Source organism: Desulfoprunum sp., assembly GCF_053613775.1.
The window spans coordinates 738,121-758,253 of the sequence record NZ_JBSHXH010000004.1 but is presented as its reverse complement, the minus strand read 5'-3'; the positions used below and the strand labels follow the sequence as shown (position 1 = coordinate 758,253).

Annotated in this window: 17 protein-coding genes and 1 pseudogene; 11 read left to right on the top strand and 7 right to left on the bottom strand. The window is 59.4% G+C overall.

All coding sequences use genetic code 11. From position 1 onward, the window contains the following. The first annotated feature begins 11 nt into the window (after positions 1–11). Positions 12–1,085 (top strand): DMT family transporter, encoded by a 1,074-nt coding sequence (locus tag ACWGKN_RS07435; RefSeq protein WP_052160313.1) that lies wholly within the window; start codon positions 12–14, stop codon positions 1,083–1,085. On the opposite strand, the gene ACWGKN_RS07430 is transcribed toward ACWGKN_RS07435, so the two are convergent. From ACWGKN_RS07430 to ACWGKN_RS07420, 3 genes and pseudogenes are all read right to left on the bottom strand, one after another. Next, positions 1,066–3,189 carry a sulfatase-like hydrolase/transferase gene (locus ACWGKN_RS07430; protein ID WP_052160314.1) on the bottom strand — a complete coding sequence of 708 codons (2,124 nt, stop codon included), beginning with the start codon at positions 3,187–3,189 and terminating at the stop codon, positions 1,066–1,068. The two genes, ACWGKN_RS07435 and ACWGKN_RS07430, sit on opposite strands and share 20 nt — an antisense overlap. A 610-nt stretch (positions 3,190–3,799) precedes the next feature. Beyond that, a pseudogene (locus ACWGKN_RS07425) lies at positions 3,800–5,163 on the bottom strand (IS1182 family transposase). 69 nt (positions 5,164–5,232) lie between these two features. Continuing rightward, positions 5,233–5,787, bottom strand: a complete 555-nt coding sequence (locus ACWGKN_RS07420) for a helix-turn-helix domain-containing protein (RefSeq protein WP_035233406.1) — start codon at positions 5,785–5,787, stop codon at positions 5,233–5,235. 761 nt (positions 5,788–6,548) lie between these two features. Between ACWGKN_RS07420 and ACWGKN_RS07415 the strand changes: the two genes are divergently transcribed. Beyond that, the gene (locus ACWGKN_RS07415; protein WP_424255506.1) at positions 6,549–6,836 is read left to right on the top strand and encodes a hypothetical protein; all 288 of its coding nucleotides are present in this window, start codon (positions 6,549–6,551) and stop codon (positions 6,834–6,836) included. Positions 6,837–6,895: 59 nt separating this feature from the next. Next, complete coding sequence (locus tag ACWGKN_RS07410) at positions 6,896–7,237, top strand: hypothetical protein (RefSeq protein ID WP_424255508.1); 342 nt, start codon at positions 6,896–6,898, stop codon at positions 7,235–7,237. Here ACWGKN_RS07410 and ACWGKN_RS07405 read toward each other — a convergent pair. The 4 genes from ACWGKN_RS07405 to ACWGKN_RS07390 all read right to left on the bottom strand — a co-directional run bounded on the left by ACWGKN_RS07405 (position 7,129) and on the right by ACWGKN_RS07390 (position 11,576). After that, complete coding sequence (locus ACWGKN_RS07405) at positions 7,129–8,718, bottom strand: DHA2 family efflux MFS transporter permease subunit (protein WP_424255510.1); 1,590 nt, start codon at positions 8,716–8,718, stop codon at positions 7,129–7,131. The genes ACWGKN_RS07410 and ACWGKN_RS07405 overlap by 109 nt on opposite strands. Then, positions 8,715–10,109, bottom strand: a complete 1,395-nt coding sequence (locus ACWGKN_RS07400; RefSeq protein ID WP_424255512.1) for an efflux RND transporter periplasmic adaptor subunit — start codon at positions 10,107–10,109, stop codon at positions 8,715–8,717. Before ACWGKN_RS07400 ends, ACWGKN_RS07405 begins: the two co-directional genes overlap by 4 nt. 183 nt (positions 10,110–10,292) lie before the next feature. Then, a complete protein-coding gene (locus tag ACWGKN_RS07395; RefSeq protein WP_052160315.1) occupies positions 10,293–10,871 on the bottom strand; it encodes a TetR/AcrR family transcriptional regulator in 579 nt (192 codons plus the stop codon). A gap of 18 nt (positions 10,872–10,889) precedes the next feature. Then, positions 10,890–11,576, bottom strand: a complete 687-nt coding sequence (locus ACWGKN_RS07390) for a cytidylate kinase-like family protein (protein WP_424255514.1) — start codon at positions 11,574–11,576, stop codon at positions 10,890–10,892. Between the two features lie 399 nt (positions 11,577–11,975). Between ACWGKN_RS07390 and ACWGKN_RS07385 the strand changes: the two genes are divergently transcribed. The 8 genes from ACWGKN_RS07385 (at position 11,976) to ACWGKN_RS07350 (ending at position 20,127) form a co-directional block, all read left to right on the top strand. After that, the gene (locus ACWGKN_RS07385) at positions 11,976–13,160 is read left to right on the top strand and encodes an IS701 family transposase (protein WP_424255516.1); all 1,185 of its coding nucleotides are present in this window, start codon (positions 11,976–11,978) and stop codon (positions 13,158–13,160) included. A gap of 188 nt (positions 13,161–13,348) precedes the next feature. Beyond that, a complete protein-coding gene (locus ACWGKN_RS07380; protein ID WP_052160039.1) occupies positions 13,349–14,620 on the top strand; it encodes a hypothetical protein in 1,272 nt (423 codons plus the stop codon). A 110-nt stretch (positions 14,621–14,730) separates the two neighbouring features. Next, positions 14,731–15,900, top strand: a complete 1,170-nt coding sequence (locus ACWGKN_RS07375) for an exo-beta-N-acetylmuramidase NamZ family protein (protein WP_035230390.1) — start codon at positions 14,731–14,733, stop codon at positions 15,898–15,900. Positions 15,901–15,946: 46 nt separating this feature from the next. Further along, positions 15,947–17,014 (top strand): UDP-3-O-(3-hydroxymyristoyl)glucosamine N-acyltransferase, encoded by a 1,068-nt coding sequence (gene lpxD / locus ACWGKN_RS07370; protein ID WP_452094962.1) that lies wholly within the window; start codon positions 15,947–15,949, stop codon positions 17,012–17,014. After that, positions 17,014–17,463 carry a 3-hydroxyacyl-ACP dehydratase FabZ gene (gene fabZ, locus ACWGKN_RS07365; protein ID WP_452095317.1) on the top strand — a complete coding sequence of 150 codons (450 nt, stop codon included), beginning with the start codon at positions 17,014–17,016 and terminating at the stop codon, positions 17,461–17,463. The genes lpxD and fabZ overlap by 1 nt, the downstream gene beginning before the upstream one ends. A gap of 131 nt (positions 17,464–17,594) precedes the next feature. Further along, positions 17,595–18,392: an acyl-ACP--UDP-N-acetylglucosamine O-acyltransferase gene (gene lpxA / locus ACWGKN_RS07360; RefSeq protein WP_035230383.1), complete on the top strand. Its 798-nt coding sequence runs from the start codon at positions 17,595–17,597 to the stop codon at positions 18,390–18,392. Between the two features lie 6 nt (positions 18,393–18,398). Then, entirely contained in the window at positions 18,399–19,241 is an 843-nt protein-coding gene (locus tag ACWGKN_RS07355) for an LpxI family protein (RefSeq protein WP_035230381.1), read from the top strand. A 4-nt stretch (positions 19,242–19,245) separates the two neighbouring features. Then, complete coding sequence (locus ACWGKN_RS07350) at positions 19,246–20,127, top strand: nucleotidyltransferase family protein (RefSeq protein WP_035230379.1); 882 nt, start codon at positions 19,246–19,248, stop codon at positions 20,125–20,127. Positions 20,128–20,133: the final 6 nt, after the last annotated feature.

Sequence of the window (20,133 nt, the reverse complement as noted above, 5' to 3'; positions counted from 1 at the left end):
TGGGGAACGGCATGCTGCTGCATTGTATCACAGGCGGGCCGGCCATGGTACCGGTATTGCACGACCGCCCCGTCGATTCGGTTTCCATGTCGCCGCTGCCGACCAGGGCGGTGGCGTGTGCCTGTATGATCTCAAAGGAGTTGCGCATGGTGGAGATGTCCGGCGGCCAGCAGGCCGCCGACCAGGAACTGCCGATTGTCCCGGCCGTATTTTCGGTATTCCTCAATATTCTCTTCGGCGGCAATGCCGTGGCGATCAAGTTCAGCCTCGAGGGGATGGGGGCCTTGACCACCGCCGGGCTGCGTTTTCTGATCGCCGCCATCGCCATCTCGCTGTGGGCCGTCGTCGCCGGCCAGCCCCTGGGGGTCGACCGAAGGCAGGCTGGACGGCTCGCCATCCTGGCGCTGCTCTTCATGTCCCAGATCGCCCTGTTTTACCTGGGATTGACGCAGACAACCGCCTCCCATTGCGTTTTGATCAGCAATCTCATGCCCTTTGTGGTCCTGCTGTTTGCCCACTGGTACATCCCCGGCGACCGGATCACCTGGCGCAAACTGGCCGGCATCGTCTGCGGCTTTATCGGCGTCCTGCTGGTGGTCCTCGACCGCCAGGGCATGTCCGCCGACCTCCAGGCCGGCGACCTGTTCATCCTCGGCGCGGTGATTATCTGGGGGATGAGCGCGGTCTATGCCAAACGGCTCAGTTCGACGGTCAACCCGGTGATGATCTCGCTCTATCCGATGCTGCCGGCAGTGCCGATCTTCCTGCTCGCCGGGGCCTTGTGGGACGACGGTATGATCCGCCGGATCGATGCCGGGATCGTCCTGGCCCTGCTGTATCAGGCCCTGGTCACCGCCTCCTTCGGTTTCATCGCCTGGAACACGCTGGTTCGGCGATACGGCGCCACCGCCCTCAACTCCTTCGTTTTGGTGATGCCGATCTCCGGGGTGTTCTTCGGCGTTGTTCTCCTCGACGAACCGCTGACGCCGCACATCATCGCCGCCATCGCCCTGATCGCGGCCGGTATCGCCGTCATCAACAGCGGTCGGAGAACCCGCCCGACTATCACCCCTTGCCGCGATTGATCGTCACGTCGAATTCCTCGAGCCTGATCTCGGCGTCCTTGCCCTCGCCGACGAGATGGAAGGAGAATTTCTGTTTGGCAATGGGGTTGTCGAAGTCGAATTCGATCCTCCCCTCCTCGCCGGCATGGAGCACGGGAAAGGGGGGATGGTCGATGCCGCCGACCTCGTATTCATACTGACGCATCAACAGCTTGAGGCGGATCCCCTCGGCCGAGGCCTTGAGGGCCTTGATCCTGATCGACACATGGACCTTCGATCCCGCCGGGAAATCGAGATACTGGGCCCCGGCGAGATTGTCGGTCCAGTCATTGACGATTTTTTCCGGCAACCGGCGGATCTCGCCGTTGGCGAAGCGCAGAACCTGCGATTTCTCCCGGCTGGCGAGCTTGTGGTCGAGGACGGTGGCGAGGGCATACAGCCGCGGGGCGTTTTTGTGATCGTCGCGACTGAAATCCTGCGGCAGCGGGCCGATGAGGCTGGTGGCAGTGCCGACGCCGCAGCTGCCGTTCTGGTAGCACTCGAACCGCCTCCCGTCGCTGGTCTGCCAGCGCAGCTTGTTGTTGGTGTAGGAGGCCATCTCCCGGGGCTGCCGATACTCGCGGAACATGCTGCGGCCGATGATCGAGGCCGGAGCATGAAGGCCGAGGTAGTCGAGGACCGAGGCCTCGATGTCGACCAGACCGTAGCCGCCCCCCTTGATCCTGGGCAGATCCCGGCCTTCCGGGGCGAGGATCGCCATCAGCCCCCAGCTGCTCGCCCATTCGCCGATATCGTCGCCGTGTGACTCGTCGGAGGTGATGATCACCAGTGTGTCGTCGAGGACCCCGTCCGCCCGGATCCCCTTGAGAAAATCGGCCACCGCCTGGTCGAGGATGGCGACGGTGGCGATCATCCGATTGGGGTATTTGGCGGCGATGTCATCCGGCACCGCATAGGGCTGGTGGGTGCCGACCGTCAGCAGGGTGAGGAGCCAGGGCTTGTCCGTGGCCCGCAGGTCGGCGATATACTGCCTGGCGCCGCGGAAGAAGACCGGGTCGGTCTTGCCCCACATGAAGGGGTAGGGGTCCGGCTCGGTGAACCATTCGTTGCCGTGGACCTGTTGGAACCCGACATTCGGCATGACCTGGTCCTTGCCCATGAACGCCAGCCCCGCCGCCTGGAGGTAGTGGGTATCCCAGCCGTTGGCGGCCATCTGGGCCGGTAGGCATTCCCGGGCCCGCTGGGGGTTGAACTGGAGCTCGAAGGCCTTCGACATGTCATAGGAAAATTTGCTGAAATCGCCGCAGAGCATCGAATAGAGGCCGCGGATGGTCTGGTGGCTGTGGGCGACGAAGTCCGGGACGAGGGTGGCGTCGGCGGTGGCGGCCGCCAGACCTTCCATCTGGTATGGTCCGGCCGGGACGTCGAAGGCCTCGCGGATCGCCGGCAGGTACAGGCCGGGAATTCCCTCGAGGGCGATGATCAGGACGTTTCTGGCCTTGCCGCGGCCGGCCAGCAGCAAGGTGCCGGAGAGATCGATCTGGCGGAGGGAAGGGGGCAGGTCGGCGACCGTCAGCTCCGCCTCCTTCGGGAGAAGAGAGGTCGCGGCGGTGTCGCTGATGAACCAGTGCAGGGGATTGAATCGGGCGGCGATGCTCCTGTCGTAGAGCTGCCGGCTGAGATAGCCCTGGGTGACCAGCAGCAGGGCGACGGTCACTGCCCCCAGCACCAGGGCGGCCCGGCGTGGTCGGCGGACCTTGATCAGGCCGGCGAGAATGGCGCCGCCGATCAGCATAGCGGTGAAAAACGGATAGGCCAGGTGCATGCCGGCGGCGCTGTTGCCGATGAAGTCCGGATCGGCGAGGTACTGCAGATCCTGCCACGAGGGAAGCCGCTGCATCGCCGCATACAGTTCCTGTGATCCGGCCTGGAAGAGGGCCCAGAGCAGGAGCAGGAAGAAGCGGGCCAGGCGGGGGCTGGCGATGGCGAGCAGGTAGACGGCGAGACCGATGGCGGCGTCGGACAGCAGTCCGGCCGGTTCGTTCAATCCATGCCGGAACAGGCGCCAGATACAGGGGAGAAAGCTCGGTAATGCCGGAATGATAAGGAAAATCTTGTTGTTCAACGTATCGATCCTCGTAATGAAGCCAATTGGTGGGTAAAAAACGACTAGAATAATCTCTCGACAGTCAAAAATTCTACGTAATACGTACTTAAAAATACGGAGCGATTTATAAGTTAACTATATGGTTTAAATTATAAATACACGATCCTGTCGTCAGGAATCCATTGATTCCAGTACGTCAATGCTGCTTGACGTACAAGTATGATGATCTCGTAAAAAGTCTCAAAATGGCCATTTTGATATCGCAACATATTGAATTTATTAGGTGCTGCTTTCTTAAAATGGGCTTTTTACGAAACCATCACGTTTTTAAACCCAGCAAAATCGAAACGCGGTAAAAACATATAAACGTACAAACATAAAAACGTATAAACACACAAATAAGCTATAGACATGACAACAGATCGGCGGCAGCCGCGCTTTCTCGGCAGAATTCTGCCGAGAAAGCGCGGCCTCTAGGAGTCTGTCGGATTTGACTTATCGCTGCCAATTCCATCCTAACCGGATGGATTGATAAATTCAGCTACTTGATAATATATGTCATTTATCTGGCCATACGTTACCAACCTGGCTTGAAATACTCTCAGGTCGCCCTGTTCTTTGACATATTTTAGCTCTTCAGAGCAAACATCCGTTTCAAATTCCAGGCAATGGACACGAGTGTCCATTCGCCGGAGACTGCCTCCAGGCCTCGCAAGAAGAATTGTCGGAAGCCCAAGACATGTTTGATAATTCCGAATACCGGTTCAACCGTGCTCTTGCGTTGCGCATACACCTTGCGTCCCTCAACGGTCGCGAGTTTGTACCTCATTTTGTCTATCGGCTCCGCATCTTCCGGCAGAGGATCAGGATGAGAAAATCGACCGGCAAGAGGCTGGTTATGCTTGTCCCGATTCGGGGGAATAAACGGTTCATTCAATTCCGGATTTCTCGCAGGATGCCACATTGGCATCACTGTAATAGCCGGCATCAGCCAGCATGGTGTCAACCTTGCCGACTTTTTCCGGCAACTCGTTCAGGGATGCCAGGGTTGTGGCAATCTCCTGCTTGTCGTTCGTAGCCTGGCTTATATGAGCTTCGACAATACACATCGTGTCAACGTCAACCGCTGCCTGGCCGTTATAAGCCCGAACAAAACCTTTGTCCGAAGAGGGCATGATGCGGGACTCTTCGTCAGTCAAATTGACCTGATCATTTTTCCTGGGTCCCGGGGGTGGCGGTCTGGGACCCCCGGCCGCGAGGTTTCTTGCCGGTCTTGTCAGCCTTTACCTGACGTGCAGCGATTTTCTCCTCGTGTTCTTTTTGCTCCTGGGCGTATCTTTGGGCTGCCCGCTCCTCAATTTTCGCCTTCGCTGCCGCTATGGCTTGCAACCGGTCTTGACGCCGGCACAGTTCTTCCGGGATATCCATCCCGTCAGGAATTTTTTCGGAATCGGCTTCTTCGCCGAGACGGATAAGCTCTTCGACTTCGGTCCGCAGTTGTTGCTCGATTTTGCAGGCATGTTCCCAACTCAAGGCATGATGTTTGGAGGCATTGGCTTTTACCTTGGTCCCGTCGAGGCTGATTTTCCCCACTTTCAGCAGTCCCATTTCCCGGGCAAGCAGCAGGATCTGGACGAAAAGCGGTTTGAGTTGTCCGAGAAACCGTTTGCGGAACGTGGCAATGGTATCGTGATCGGGATGGGTGTTGGCGGAGATAAAGCGAAAGGCCACGGAATCATAGGTTGCTTGTTCAATCTTGCGGCTGGAAAAGACTCCGGTGGCATAGCCATAGAACAACAATGACAAGAGGATTTCGGGATGGTATGCCTTGAATCCCTTGCCCTCATAGGTTTCCGCAAGAGGCTGCAAATTAAGCTGTGACACGATATCGACAACAAATCTGGCCAGATGCTGTTCCGGAAGCCAATCCTGGATCGATGGAGGGAAGAGGAGCTGTTGATCTCTATTGGCAGGTATGAATTTTGGGCGCATAGTATTCTCGATATGTAGTCACCTGAAATTACACAGCAATTAACCATCGAGACCAGAAAATGTCAATTATTATATTGTGAGGTGGGTTTTGCGTTTCTGACCATTCACCCTGATCTTTGGACCATGGAGGAAATCGGCGGTCCAGAGCTGGCCAAAATCCTGATGGGCAAAGGCCCTTGCCGGCGGGTCGGTTTCGAGATGCGGGTCACGGTGCAGATTTGCGGTCGCCGCGAAGCGGTAGAGGGTTGCACGGGAGGGATTTACCATATCCCAAAGCTTCTCGTTGATCAGTTGACTGAGAAGACGGGCCAGAGTCCATCGTGGATGCTCTCCGCGTAACTCGAAAAGGCGGTCTTCGAGTTTTTTCGGAACGGAGTTGTGGCTGCCGAGGTTTTTCCTTGGCGAATCCTCCAGTGCAGGAAGACCTCCGTGTCGGTAGCGATAGAGCCATTTCCGAAGGGTCTCCGGTGAAAAGGTTACAGTTCTCCCGTCCGGTTTGCGAAAGGATCGTGAGGCAAGTCGGGTGAGCTCGTTTTGCAGGGTTGCATCCTCTTCATTCGGGTGAAGAAGACGGCTGATGATGCCGTATCGCCATACGGCTTGGTCTGTTTTTTCTGTTGTCATGGATGTCTCCGGGTTAAAGGTTGAAAAACCCGGCTATGACACCATATCTTACTGAAAACAGATAGGTAATTATTGTGTTGGCGCGTGCATCAGCCACCTCTTCGGGTACAAGCTTTGCGAGAAATCCCTGGTGAAATCAGGCCATGAGAGGAGTAGAATTGCGTCAGGATCAGGTCCCCGGCCGGCGATCTTCTTTTCATGGTCGAACCATGGCAGAAACTTGGCTCCCAGAGCGACCAGACGTTTGACAACCCCGCGGCTTAGACCGAAGATCCGAGTACATCTCGCTTGGCTTTGCTCTCTGATGGCCGACATACAGCGCCGGATAGTTTCCGAAAAATGACGAACAATCGGTAAAAACGGGTGCGGCAAGACCGAGAAGGTCTTCCAGGGACAGGTTGGCGATTTACAGCGAAATCGTGGAATTCGTTGTAAAAAAGATAACTTGGGATGAGCTCTTGGGTAACTTCCGTAACGGGTAATACAGTTCGTTGCGCAGTGAGGGCAGCGAATTGACGGTTCTTGCTTGCGTGAATTGTCGATTTCTAATAGGCTGATCATCATAAGAGGGGTTGGTTGTGGTTGATACTATTCGCGAAAATACTATTTATACCACTATCCCCCCTCTTATCCCCCCCGAAGGGGGAGAGGAGGAATCCCAGGCATTGGGCGGTTCCTGCTATCCACCCCACACCGCTCGGCTGGATACGTGTTCTTCTCATTTTCATTGGTCTTGGCTTTCTCGTATTAGGTAACGGTACTTGAGAATTTCGGCTGAATTTCAGGGACTGGAGGGAGATAATCTACACCCCATCACCCAGAAGATCATGGCCGACAAGGCGTTCGTCGGCCTGCTGCGCGGCACCGTCAACAAGGACGGGGAAGACATGGTGAACATCGGTGCCGTCATGGAGTACGGGGCCACCATCAAACATCCGAACGGCGCGACCATCATCATCCCCGCCAGACCCTTTCTGCATCCGGTGATGGAGAAGTACCGCGAGCAGATCCTCCAGAACTATCGCGAGGCGATCCGCTCCGCGCTTTGAGCCTCCGACACATCGCCAGCGCTTCCGGTAAGTAACCAGGCAGAAAACGGAGACGTCCCTTGAGCACGATACAGACCGTCACAGAAACCCTGATCCGCCTGGCCAAGCAGGCCATCCACCCGGACACCGTGCTGGTGTTCCCGGATGACCTGTTCGAGGTCCAGCGCACCCCCGGCGTCATCCTCCAGGGGCCGAAGCTGACGGAAGACCGTTTCCGCCGCAGCCAGAGCCGCTTGTTCGAGAAGAATGTCGCGGAGCTGAGTTTCGAGGAGTGCCGGTTTCCCCGGCTCTATCACCTCGATTTGGGGGAGCCGTGGGTGCCGCGCCCGCCACGCAGCAGCAGGATCAGCGGGAAGATCAACACGAAACAAACGGCCATGAGGAAAAAGACTCGATTGTAGGAGAGCATGCTGGCCTGCCGCGTGAGTTGCAGATCCATGAGCTTCATCGCCACCAGCTGGGCGGCAACCGGATCGGACCCGTGGCGGGTGGCGATGGCGGCATGAAACAAATCAAAATGGCTGACGCTGACCGGGTTGAAATTGGAAATATGGCCGACCAGCATGGCGCGATTGCGCGTCGCGCCCGACGTCAGTTGCGTGGCAAAAACGGCGATTCCGATGCTGCCGCAAACTTGGCGAATGACGTTATACAAACCAGTGGCGGCGGTCAGTTTGGGTCTTTCGATGGAGGAGAGGGCGGCCGTGCTCAGGGCCACGAAGATTAGTCCAAAGCCGATCCCTTGCATGAATTGCGGCATGAAAATGTCCCAGAAACTAACGTCCAATGACAACCACGACAATGCCAGAAACGAATAGATGCTGACCAGCAAGCCGCCACCGATGAGCGGGCGGGGACCGAGCCGGTTATATAACCGGCCGGCGACGGGGAAAATGATGGCCATGGCCAGACTGCGCGGCATGAGCGCCAAGCCGGCGTCCAGCGCCGGGTAGCCCAAAAGCTGCTGTAAGAAGAGTGGCATCAGAAACAAGCTGCTATTGAGGCCCATGCCCAGTATTCCGCCGATGGCCGTGCCGGAAGCGAAGGGAATGTTGCGCAGGATGCGCAGATCCACCGCCGGCTTGTCGGCGGTCAATTCGCGCCAGACGAAAAGGAGCAGGCCGACTGTGGCGGATACCGCCAAGGTGACGATGAAGCGGGATTCGAACCAATCCTTCTCCTCGCCTTTCTCCAGCATCAGTTGCAGCGCACCCAGGCCGACTACCATACAGATCAGCCCGGACCAGTCCAGGCCGCCCTTCTCCCGTTTTAAGTAAGGCGGATCTTGAATGAAACGCATGACCATCAGGATATTGACGATCCCGATGGGAACATTGATAAAAAAGATCCAGGGCCAAGAAAAATTGTCGGTCAGCCAGCCGCCCAGCACCGGGCCGCAGGCTGGCCCCAGAACCACGCCCAGACCGTAAATCCCCATGGCCATGCCCTGTTCTTTGGGCGGAAAGGTTTCGCGCAAGACCGCCTGCGAAACTGGAATGAGCGTCCCGCCGCCGATGCCTTGCAGAATCCGGAACACCACCATGGAAGGCAGGTTCCAGGCCAAACCGCAGAGCATCGAACTGGTCACAAAGAGAATCACGCTGAACATGTAAAAGTTCTTGCGGCCGAAACGCGCGCTGATCATCGCAATGATCGGCATGGTGATGACATTGGCGAGGATGTAGGCGGTCGCCACCCAGGCGATTTCGCTCACCGAAGCGCCAAAGTTGCCTTGCATGTAAGGCAACGCCACGTTGACAATGCTGGTATCGAGCGAACTCATGATCGTGCCCGTCATGACCGTGAGCGTAATGAGCCAGCGGTGGGAAGGGCCGTTCATGTCTCCGATGGACGATGAACTCAAAGTGGCGGGATCTTTCATCGCGAGACAGCTTTGCCGGCTCCGACGCTCGGCCATGCCCGCTCACGGACCGGGGTCGCCAGGTTGGGAACCACTTGGGCGTTCAACCGGTCCCCCGCTTGCCGGGCTGGGGCGGCGATATTCACCTCGGGCACCACGGACATGCCCGGCACCAGCAAATAACGCTGGGATTGGCCCGACGGGTCAAAGGCGATCTTGACCGGCACCCGCTGAACCACCTTGACAAAATTACCCGTGGCGTTTTCCGGCGGCAACAGGCTGAAGGCCGCCCCCGTGCCGTGCTGGACGCTATCGACATGACCCGAGAAGGGAACGCCCGGGTAAGCATCCACGGTGATGGTCACCGGTTGGCCGGGACGCATGCGCGTCAGTTGGGTCTCCTTGAAGTTGGCCACGACCCACAGCTCATGCGGCACAATCGCCAGCAGCGACTGGCCCACCTGGACATACGATCCCGGTTTCACCGCTTTGGCGGTGACAAAGCCGTCCGTGGGGGCATAAATGCGTGTGTAGGAGAGATTCAGCCGGGCCTGCTCCACCTCGGCCCGCGCCTTGTCGATCTCCGCCTGGGTAACCTTCGTCTGCGACTGGCTTTTGGCCACCTGTTGCGTGGCCGTGCGCGCCCCTTTCAGCCGGGCTTGGGATTCGCCCAATTGTGCCTTGCGCGCGGACACTTGCGCGCCCGCCTGGCGCATGTTGTCCTCGGCCGCCTTCAGGCTGGCTTCGGCTTGCCGGACCATGGCCCGTTGCGTCTGCACCTTCTTCTCAGCCGCGGCCAAGTTCGCCGATGACATCCGTTCGCTGGCCAGGGCATGATCCAACTCCTGCTGACTGACCGCTCCTGAACCCGCCAGTTTCCGATTGCGGCCAAGATCCAGCGCGTCCCGCTGCTGCTGCGCCTTGGCTGCGTCAACTTCTGCCTCGGCCTGGGCCAGGGCGGCCGTGGCCGATTCAATCTGCGCCCGGGCTTGATCGCGCTGACTGGCACTTGCGGCAGCCAGCGCCTGAGCGGTTTCCAGCAGCGCTCGTGCCGTTTCGACGTTGGCCCCCGCTTCGTCATTGGCCGAAGTGGCCGTGACGGTGGTCAAATCCACGTCGATTCGGCTGGATTGAAAGGTTGCCTGTGCGGCCTCGAGAGCGGCCTGCGCGGCTCCCAAGCGAGCCGCAAAATCTTCCGGCGCCAACTCCACGAGCAAATCCCCGGCCTTGACCCATTCATTGTCATCCACATGCACCTTGGCCACATGGGTGGCGACGCGGGGACTGATCGCGATAATATGGCCGGCAATGTAAGCGTCATCGGTGGACTCATGGCCGCGGGCATGGAGATAAAAATGAATGCCGATCACGCATCCAGCAACAACGATCAGGACCATGACCGCTTTCAGCATTATCTGGCGAAATTTGCGCGGTTTGTCGTGGTGGGGTGGCGCCGCCGGGAAGGACTCCGATGATTCCCGACTCGGCGGGGAGGTTTCAGTTTGTGTGGGCGTCATGGATCAACAGCTACTCCTTTAAGAAAGGTATATTGTGGCGATAAAAACGGCAAGCGACCCGCGTAGCATTCCTTTGGATCAGGAATCCTTACGGCTCAATCCCTTGCGGATAAATTGAGTGATGTGTTCCGTCACAACCTTCCGCTCGACTTTATTCATGCCGCCCGTAAAAACAGAACGCAGCAGGCCCTGAAGGTATTTCGTGGTCAGTTCCGGATGAGGATCCGTGAATTGGCCGGTAGCGATACCCTGCCGGATCAGTGACTCAATCAGTCGACTTAGTTCCTGACCGTTTTTCTCGCTTTGGGGGCGGCCGAAGGTCATCTCCGGCACCGTACGCATCAACTCGGAAAAATAGGGATTCTTAAAGGCAAAATTTACGTATTCCTCAATCAAAATCGCAAGGTCCCCCAGGGCGTCCTGGGCATCCTTTACGATCCGTTCGCGCAGACGGGTCAACAAATGCGCGAATCCCTGGGAAATCACGGCCAGATACAAGTCTTCCTTATTTTTGAAATAGGTATAAAGGGTTCCTTTGCCGACTTTTGCCGCTTTAGCGACGTCGCTCAAGTGCACCTTGTGAAAAGGTTCGGAGGCAAACAGTTTTGCCGCCGCCGCCAATATCGTTTCTTTTTTCTGATCGTCCAAAACTTGCATATCCTGGCTCCTGTTTGATCAAGGTTCCGTGTCTTCAAGGAGGGCTGCGGGATCGGATAACGGCGCCCCGGCGCCGGAGGGGATGGCGATCGACTCAATAAGCCGTTCCGCGTCCTCAAATCCAATCCGCTCAAAATCCATGGTCAAATGGTAATTGCGGGCATCGAACCAGTTGCAACCGGAAGTGATGCGGATATACTTTTCGCGTTCGCGATCGGCGCGCTCAATAACTTGGCGCGCTTCATCACGCGAGGACATCCGGTACAGTTTCATGACGCGCGCCACACGGAAATCCATCGCGGCATGTACGAACACGTTCAATACCCCCGCCTGGCCTTTGAGCAAGTGAAAGGCCCCATGCCCGATAATCACGCAGCAGCCGCGGCCGGCAAGGTCCTTGATGATGCGCTGCTCGGTAGCCAGCAGTTGCTCGTCGGAGACCACCCGGAGCGGTGGCGGCGTGTAAGGGCATTCGGGGGTTCCCACGGAGAAAATCTGAAACAGCCGGTCCCAATAGCTTTGCACCTGTTCGTCCCGGTAAGTCAAATCCTCGATGTCGACTTCCAATTTCTCCGCGGCCAGCTTAAGGATTTGGCGATCCGCGTAAGCATATCCCAATTGCCGGGCGACGCGCTGGCCCAAGGAGGTCCCGCCGCTTCCCAACTGGCGGGTGATGGTGATCACGTTCGCTCTCTCTGGTGTCATGAAATCCCGCTCCTTCATGGCTACATGGGTTTGGCCTCATGCTCCCGAGGTCCATCATGGCCTGCCGACCAATACCGACTGGCCAGTATTTAGTTACTCAAAACAAAAGGAGTTTTCAAGGATAAAATGGAACGGAAAAGGATGAATGGGTGCATCTCGCGGATCCGTGATTTTGAGTGTCCACAATCATAGACATCCTATCTCTAATCACTGGAGTTTAGAGTTTCAGAAACTACGTTTTTAAACCCCGCAAAATCAAAACGCGGTAAAAACGTATAAACACACAAATAAGCTATTGACATGACAACAGATCGGCGGCAGCCGCGCTTTCTCGGCAGAATTCGCTGAGAAAGCGCGGCCTCTAGAAGAAAAGATCAACCACTTCTTCCGGAGGCCGCTATGGGCGACAAGGAATACGCGACTATCCCCAGAACCCTGCTTGAAAGTATCACATTTCTCGCCAGGGCTCTACCGATTCGTTCCGTTCCGACCTTTATCGAACTGCTGGTCGGAGCGATGATTACCCCAGCCGGCTTTGTTACCGAAGCCTGGCTGGCGATCAAACCCCTGCGTAGCTGGACCGCCTACTACAAGTGGCTTCAGCAGGGGAAATGGTCGTGGGTTGCACTTGGGGTGCAATTGGCCGGATTGGTTGTGACATTTTTCCCGCAACCTGTCTGGTACCTGATCTTTGACGACACACTCGTCTACCGGGCCTCGAAGAAGGCACCCGGCAGTGCGATCTACAGGCAGCATGGCGCCAAGACCAATCGTCCGAAGTATGCCCGGGGACAATGCTGGGTCAGTATGGCACCGTCTATCGGTTGCGGCATGACGCATGCGGCGGTTCCCCTGTTGTCACGCTTGATGCGGCCCGGTACAACCCGGACCAAACTCGATGCCGCCGTACTGCTGCTGAAAATTGTCGCCCCGGTTTTCAACAGTGTCAAAGCCTGTACACTGGTGGATTCCTGGTACATGAAGCGTTTGTATCTCGATCAGGCAGAGACGCTCGGATTTCATTCCATCGGCCAGGTCCGACGGGATACCGCTCTGTATGATGCTCCAACACCAAAACGCGGTAGGGGGCGGCCACGGAAATACGGGGATCGCTATACAGCAGCACGGGTTGCTCTGCTCCCTGAACACCGGCAGCGGGATTTCCTCTACGGGAAATGGCAATGGGTTCGCTACCGGAGCACCGTATGTCTTGCCCGCTTTCTGAAAGGACGCAAGGTTCGGGCAGTCTGGATGCAGTTCGAGTCTGAAGAAGGTTTTCTCAGCAAGTCACGCCTGCCGCAATTGCTGGCAACCTATTGCGGTGAGCAAGTACAGCCACTGCTGGGATTGACTCCATGGCGCAAAAAAGACCAAGTCACTGCCGGTCTGGTTCGGCTCGGGCTGCAGTTGATTTTCGGCAATGTTCGGATTCGGTCATGGTGGAACCCGAAATGGCGAAAATTCCAGCATCCGGAGCACGGCCTGGAAGATGTAAATCTTTCGAAACCACCAGATTGTGTCGTATCAAAGAACAAAATGACCAAGAATACGTCGTCCACCGTTTCGAGAACGATTTGGTTATGAAACTCCAAACTTCAGTTTAGACTGTCAAGATAATCTAATCATCGAATAAAATCGATAAAGACGAAGAATCCTGGCGGCTGCCGGTCATCGTGGTGGACGCCCTCGTCATTTCCTGATACTATCTGGAGTCCTATAACCAATCCGGCACCTGCGAACAGACAGTGGCCGGGATCCGACAGGTTTTTCGCATGCATCTGAACCAGATTCTGATATTCGCCCTGTTCCTTATCGTGCCGCTCACGGCCGCCGCCGATTCCTCTACGGTGAAGACCTCAGCGATGACGGCGGACACCCCGGCCCCGGAACGTTTCATCGTCAAGGGCACTTCCATCATCGACCTCGCCCGGGGCGAGGCCCCGGTCTTCTTCAAGGGGATCGGCTACTCCCCCTACCTGCCGGGGGAGACCCCGATCTACGGCGCCAGTCCCGGCAACGACGGCCGCTATGCCGAGCATGTGCCGTTGATGCGCGATCTCGGGCTGAATTACATCCATGTCTTCCCGCTGAAGATGCCGGCGAAATTTTTCGAGGAGATGGACAAGACCGACCTTCTCTACGGTCAGGATATCTGGGTCTGGGCCTACGAGGAGGATTTCCTCGACGAGCAGTTCCTCAACAAGACCCTGAAGCAGATCTACGATGTCATCGATCACACCTATGCGGTCGGCCGTCCCGACCGCCTGGTATTCTTCTCCATCGGCGACGAGTTGCAGGCCGATGCGGTGATGCGGACCGACGCCCGCCATCCCGACGTGCGGGACTTCACCGGCCGCCATATCGTCGTCCGCAACCGCACCCCGACCGAGATCGCCCTGGCCCGCCTGATCGACGGGGCGATGGAGTACGAGCTGCAGCGCTACGGCCGCCGCCATCTCTACTGCCATACCAGCTGGACCCATATCGGCCCGATCGGCGACCGGCCTGATCTGGAGGTCCCCCGCGAGCATATGATCACCCCGGATCTCGGCGATCTCATGTGTCTCAACGTCTACACCTACGCCCGCGGCGTCCGGACCTCGCCCCCCGGTTCGATCACCGGCACCACCTACCAGGGCTATCTCGAAGACCTGGCGGCCAACGCCGGAAAGCCGATCCTGATCACCCAGGTCGGCCTGTCAACCTCGCCCTTCGAGCCCAAACCATGGGTCCCCGGGTTCGGCGGCCACCGGGTCGAGGATGTGCCGGACACCTTCCGTGCCGTATGGAACGATATCCGTACCGCCTGGGGCCGGGAGAAATTCGCCGGTCTCGTCTTCTTCCAGCTGCAGGACGAGTGGTGGAAGAGCGGCGAGGACCCGGCCGATTCGACTCGCCATGAACGCCAGGACCCGGAGGAATGGTTCGGCATCTATGAGGTTGTGCCCGAAACCAGGACGCTGGCCCCGAAAGGGGATATCCCCGAAACCGTCCGCTATCTCTTCAGCGACAACCAGGATTCGCCGCTGACCCCCGATCCCTGAGGGGACGACGGCCTCCGTTCAATCCGGCTTTTGACTTTTTCCCCGGTGCCAGCTACTATGGCAGTCTCCTGTGGACTATGTGTGTGTTCCTCAATCGTTAAGCATCGGACATGATCAGTATCGGACTTGAACACTTACTGGCCGGCGGCGACCGGTCTCTTGCCGGCCGGCGCCTGGGCCTGCTGTCCAACCAGGCCTCGACCGACCGTCGGCTCCGCCATGCCCGGCTGCTGCTGCAGTGGCGCTTCGGCCGGGGACTGAGCTGTCTCTTTTCGCCGCAGCACGGATTTTTCGCGGAAAAACAGGACAACATGGTCGAGTCGGGGCACTCGGTCGATGCGGAGACCGGGCTGCCGCTCTTCAGTCTCTACGGCGACAGCCGCCGGCCGACGGCCGAGATGTTCGAGAGAATCGACGTCCTGCTGATCGACCTGGTCGATGTCGGCACCCGGGTCTACACCTTTCTCTACACCATGGCCTACTGTCTGGAGGAGGCTGCCCGCCGCGGCATCCGGGTGGTCGTCCTCGACCGGCCCAACCCGACGGGAGGCGAGGCCGTCGAAGGCAATATCCTGCGCCCGGAATGTGCGTCCTTCGTCGGCCTGTATCCGCTGCCGATGCGCCATGGCCTGACCTTCGGCGAACTGGCGCTTTTCATCAACGGCGAGGCGGGGCTCGGCTGCGACCTCGAGGTCGTGCCGATGGAGGGCTGGCAGCGGTCGATGCGGTTCCGCGACACCGGCTTTCCCTGGGTCTTCCCCTCGCCCAATATGCCGACGCCGGAGACGGCCCTGGTCTATCCCGGGCAGGTGATCTGGGAGGGGACCAACGTCTCGGAAGGGCGGGGGACGACCCTGCCCTTCGAACTGGTCGGCGCCCCGTACTGGGACTGCCGCCCGATCGTTGAAGCCCTGGAAGCGACGCCGTTGCCCGGCTGCAGCCTCCGCCCCCTGGTGTTCGAGCCGACCTCGGGCAAATGGGCGGGGCAGGCCTGTGCCGGGTTCCAGCTGCATGTGACGGACGGCGCCGCCTTCAGGCCGTACCGGACGAGTCTGGCCCTGCTGCAGGCCGTTCTCCAGCTGTACCCCGATCAATTTCACTATAAGCAGCCTCCCTATGAGTATGAATTCGAACGCCTGCCGCTCGATCTGATCCTGGGAGACGGCGAGGTCCGGAGGCAGCTCGAGGCCGGGACGCCGGTCCTGGCGCTCGAGGATGGTTGGCGCCGGGAACTCGAGGCGTTCGAGGAGCGGCGGCGGCGATATTTTCTCTATCACTGAGCGTGCATGAGGTCAGTCCCCTGCACAATTTCCGATCGGTGGCAATATGAACATACAGGCGATGAAGATAGAAGAACTGGCGCGGCTGGTCGGCGGAACCCTGTCCGGCGATCCCGGATTGATGGTCAGCGGTTTCGCCCCGCTCGAGGCCGCGGGCCCGGGCGAGATCTCGTTTCTGGTCAACAAGGCGAAGATCGATGCCCTGAAGACGAGCCGGGCCGCGGCCTTCCTGGTGCCGATGAATATCGGGGATCTGCCCGGGGTCACCGTGATCCGGGTCAGGGACCCGAACCTGGCCGGGGCGATCATCCACAGCGCCTTCCTGGCGACTCCATTCCGGGCCGACGGCATTCACCCCCGGGCCCATGTCGGCCGTGACTGCCTGATCGATGCCGAGGTCAGCATCGCCCCGCTGGCAGTGATCGGCGACCGGGTCGGGATCGGCCCCCGGGTCAGGATCGAGGCCGGGGTCGTGATCGGCGATGATGTGGAAATCGGCGAGGAGACCATCATCAAGGCCAATGCCGTGATCTCCTCGGGATCGCTGGTCGGCTCCAGGGTCATCATCCATCCCGGAGCGGTGGTCGGTTCCGACGGTTTCGGTTTTGCCACCGATGAACGCGGCTGCCATGTCAAGCGGCCCCAGGTCGGCATCGTCCGGATCGACGACGATGTCGAGATCGGCGCCAATACCTGCATCGACCGGGCCGCCTACGGCGTCACCCGGATCAAGTCCGGGGTCAAGATCGACAACCTGGTCCAGATCGGCCATAATGTCGTGGTCGGCGACAATTCGATCCTCGTCGCCCAGGCGGGGATCGCCGGCTCGACGACTCTCGGCCGCAATGTCGTGTTGGGCGGCAAGGCCGGAGTCAAGGGCCATATCCACCTCGATGACCGGGTGATGGTCGCGGGCGGCAGCGGGGTCCATGACAACCAGCCGGCGGGGGCGGTGATCGGCGGCTATCCGGCGATCCCGATCCGCAAATGGACCAAGTCGGCGGCGCTCTTTGTCAAGCTGCCGGAGATCTGCGCCGAGATCAAGGAACTGAAAAAGGATCTGGCCCAGCTGCTGGGCCGGAACAAAGAGGATAGTGAAGGAGGAGGGAGATGATGGAAACGGTGGTGCCACAAAACATTGATATAGTCGAAATCATGAGGTTTCTCCCTCATCGATATCCCTTTTTGCTGGTCGACCGGATCGTATCGATCGATCCCGGCAGGGAGGTTGTCGGGCTCAAGAACGTAACGATCAACGAGCCGTTCTTCCAGGGTCATTTCCCCGGCCGACCGGTCTACCCCGGCGTCCTCATCCTGGAAGGAATGGCCCAGACCGGCGGGGTCCTTGCCTACTACGCCTATCCCGAAGCGATCGGCAAGAAACTGATCTATTTCGCCGGTATCGACAAGGCGCGGTTTCGCCGGTTGGTGACGCCGGGCGATCAGCTGAGGATGAAACTGGAAATGGTGAAACACAAGCGCTCGATCATGATCATGCACGGCCAGACCTTCGTCGACGACCAGTTGGTGGCCGAGGCCGAGTTGAAGGCCTCGTTCTCCTGATATCGGTTGATAGCGGCGATCGGGAGCTGCGCCCCGATGAAAAACTCCTTGCACCGATGGTCAGAAGACGGTAAGGAAAGCCTTTTTGTCCCCTGGCCTGTCCCCATCCCCTGAAGAGAATTTGAGAAGATATGCCTATCCATCCCACAGCAGTTATTGACAAAAAGGCCGAACTCGACTCCTCCGTCACCGTCGGCCCCTATGCAGTTATCGAGGCGGGGGTCCGCATCGACGCCGACAGCCGGGTCGAGGCCCATGCCGTCGTCAACGGTCCGACGACCATCGGCAGGCGCAACCTGATCAGCTCGTTCGCCACGGTCGGCGGCGCCCCCCAGGACCTCAGCTACAAGGGGGAACCGACCGAGCTCATCATCGGCGATGACAACCAGATCCGCGAGTACGCCTCCATCCACCGGGGGACGACCCATGACGAGGGCAAGACGATCATCGGCGACCATAACCTGCTGATGGCTTACACCCATGTCGCCCATGACTGCCGGATCGGCAATCATGTCATCATGGCCAATGTCGCGACCCTGGCCGGTCATGTCGAGGTCGGCGACCGGGCCTCGATCGGCGGTCTGGTCGCCGTCCACCAGTTCTGCCGCATCGGCAAATTCAGCTACATCGGGGGGGTCTCGGGCATCAGTCTCGACGTTCCGCCCTATGTGATCCTGGCCGGCACCCGCAACCGCACCCGGATTTCGGGGATCAACAAGATCGGCCTCAAACGCAACGGTTTTGACCGCGAGACCATCAGTAATCTTGAAAACGCCTTCCGCATCATCTTCCGCACCCCGGAACTGCTGATGAAGGACGCCCTGGAACAGGCGCGGAGCGAATTCCCCAGTTGTCCCGAGGTCCAGTACCTGATCAAATTCTTCGAGCAATCGAAGCGCGGCGTCGTCAAGCGGACGGTGGAAGACTGACCGGTGATGGGGAACGACCCGGGCAATATCGGCATCATCGCCGGCGGCGGCCAGTTCCCGCTGCTCTTTCTTCAGGCGGCGCGCCGGGCGGGGCGCACGGTCATGGTGATCGCCCACAAGGGTGAAACGGCACCGGAGGTCGCCACCGCCGCCGACGCGGTGTGCTGGGTCAAACTCGGCCAACTCGGCAAGGTCATCTCGTTTTTCAAGGCCAACCGGGTGTCCGAGGCGGTGTTTCTCGGCTCGATCACCAAGACCCGGATCTTTCGCGATGTCCTCCCCGACCTCAAGGGCCTGACGCTGTGGAACAAGATCGACCGCAAGCAGGACGACGCCATCCTCCGGGCCGTGGCCGGCGCCCTGGAGCAGGAGGGGATCACCGTGCGCGAATCGACGCTCTATCTCCGCCACCTGCTGTTCCCGCAAGGCGTCCTCACCCGGCGTAAACCGACGAAGGAACAGCGGCAGGACATCGAATTCGGCTGGCGCAACGCCCGGGCCATCGGCACCCTCGACATCGGCCAGTGCGTGGTCGTCCGCAACCGGACGGTGCTGGCGGTCGAGGCGATCGACGGGACCGACGCGACGATCCGCCGTGGCGGTCTGCTGGCCAAGGAGAAGGCGGTGGTGGTCAAGGTGCGCAAGCCGGGCCAGGATTTCCGCTTCGACCTGCCCGCCACCGGGCTGGCCACGATCACCACCCTGCGCAGTGTCGGGGCGGCGGTGCTGGCGGTCGAGGCCGGCCAGTCCCTGCTCTTCGACCCCGAGGCGATGATCCGGGAGGCCGATGCCGCCGGCATCGTGGTCATCGGCGTCACCGAGCGGGAAGACGGCACCCTGGACTTTTGAACGCATGCAGGCGATGATCCTGGCCGCCGGTTTCGGCACCCGTCTGCTCCCCCACACCCTGCTGCGGCCGAAGCCGCTGTTCCCGATCCTCAACCGGCCGCTGCTGCTGCTGACCATCAGCCGCCTGCGCAACTCCGGTTTCGACCGTATCGTCGTCAACTGCCATCACCTGGGGGAGCAGATCGTCGACCTGCTTCACGGCATGGCCGGGGTCACGGTGCTGCTCGAGGAGACCATCCTCGGCACCGGCGGCGGTCTGCGCGGTGCCTTGCCCCACCTTCACGACGCGCCGCTGCTGGTCACCAACGGCGACATCTACCACGATTTCGATTTCAGACGGCTCTATGCCGGGCATCGGGAGCGGGGCAACCGGGTGTCGCTGGCGGTCCATGACTATCCGCGCTTCAACACCGTGCGGGTGGAGGCGGGCCGGGGCGTCACCGACATCGGCACGAGCGGCGAGAACTGCCTGGCCTTCACCGGTCTCCATGTCATCGATCCCGAGGTCCTCGAGGACATCGCCCCCGGCCGCTATTCCTGCATCCTCGACCGTTACCGGCGCATGCTGGCGCTGGGGGAGGAAATCGCCGCCGTCAGGGTGGAAGGGTACTGGACCGACATGGGGACGGCGGAGGATTATCTTGCTCTCCACGGCGGCCTGCTGACCGGCGCCATCCCCCGCTGGCCGGAGCTCGGAGGAAATGTGGCAACGCCGTTTCTGTCCGGAGCGGGGACCAGGATGGAGGCCGAGCCGGAGTGGGAGGACTGGTGCTGTCTCGGTGATGTCGAGATCGGAACCGATGTCCATCTGGCCCGGGTCGTTGCCTGGGATGGGGTGCGGATTGCGAGCGGCCGCCGAATGGCCGACGTGCTGTTGTCGGCGTGAGGCGGC